The 1495-nt window shown below is 54.1% G+C and carries 1 rRNA gene; it reads right to left on the bottom strand.

Annotated elements, in window-relative coordinates:
* Nucleotides 1-1495, bottom strand: a 23S ribosomal RNA gene (locus tag F3J41_RS23170); the annotation flags it as partial.

Raw genomic sequence — 1495 nt, 5'->3', positions numbered from 1 at the left:
CGCTTCAAAGCCTCCCACCTATCCTACACATCAAGGCTCAATGTTCAGTGTCAAGCTATAGTAAAGGTTCACGGGGTCTTTCCGTCTTGCCGCGGGTACACTGCATCTTCACAGCGATTTCAATTTCACTGAGTCTCGGGTGGAGACAGCCTGGCCATCATTACGCCATTCGTGCAGGTCGGAACTTACCCGACAAGGAATTTCGCTACCTTAGGACCGTTATAGTTACGGCCGCCGTTTACCGGGGCTTCGATCAAGAGCTTCTCCTTGCGGATAACCCCATCAATTAACCTTCCGGCACCGGGCAGGCGTCACACCGTATACGTCCACTTTCGTGTTTGCACAGTGCTGTGTTTTTAATAAACAGTTGCAGCCAGCTGGTATCTTCGACTGGCCTCGGCTCCGGGAGCAAGTCCCCTCACCTACGCGCCAGCGTGCCTTCTCCCGAAGTTACGGCACCATTTTGCCTAGTTCCTTCACCCGAGTTCTCTCAAGCGCCTTGGTATTCTCTACCTGACCACCTGTGTCGGTTTGGGGTACGATTTCGTGTTACCTGGAGCTTAGAGGCTTTTCCTGGAAGCAGGGCATCAGTTACTTCACCGCCGTGGCGGCTCGTCGTCACGCCTCAGTGTTAAAGAAGACCGGATTTGCCTGGTCTTCACACCTGCACGCTTAAACCGGGACAACCGTCGCCCGGATAACCTAGCCTTCTCCGTCCCCCCTTCGCAGTAACACCAAGTACAGGAATATTAACCTGTTTCCCATCGACTACGCTTTTCAGCCTCGCCTTAGGGGTCGACTCACCCTGCCCCGATTAACGTTGGACAGGAACCCTTGGTCTTCCGGCGAGCGGGCTTTTCACCCGCTTTATCGTTACTTATGTCAGCATTCGCACTTCTGATACCTCCAGCGTGCCTCACAGCACACCTTCAGCGGCTTACAGAACGCTCCCCTACCCAACAACACATAGTGTCGCTGCCGCAGCTTCGGTGCATGGTTTAGCCCCGTTACATCTTCCGCGCAGGCCGACTCGACCAGTGAGCTATTACGCTTTCTTTAAATGATGGCTGCTTCTAAGCCAACATCCTGGCTGTCTGTGCCTTCCCACATCGTTTCCCACTTAACCATGACTTTGGGACCTTAGCTGGCGGTCTGGGTTGTTTCCCTCTTCACGACGGACGTTAGCACCCGCCGTGTGTCTCCCGTGATAACATTCTCCGGTATTCGCAGTTTGCATCGGGTTGGTAAGCCGGGATGGCCCCCTAGCCGAAACAGTGCTCTACCCCCGGAGATGAGTTCACGAGGCGCTACCTAAATAGCTTTCGGGGAGAACCAGCTATCTCCCGGTTTGATTGGCCTTTCACCCCCAGCCACAAGTCATCCGCTAATTTTTCAACATTAGTCGGTTCGGTCCTCCAGTTAGTGTTACCCAACCTTCAACCTGCCCATGGCTAGATCACCGGGTTTCGGGTCTATACCCTGCAACTTAACGCCC

It is taken from the genome of Pantoea sp. Ap-870, from assembly GCF_011752515.1.
Taxonomy (GTDB): Bacteria; Pseudomonadota; Gammaproteobacteria; order Enterobacterales; family Enterobacteriaceae; genus Pantoea; species Pantoea dispersa.
This window is presented reverse-complemented; position numbering and strand designations above follow the sequence as displayed.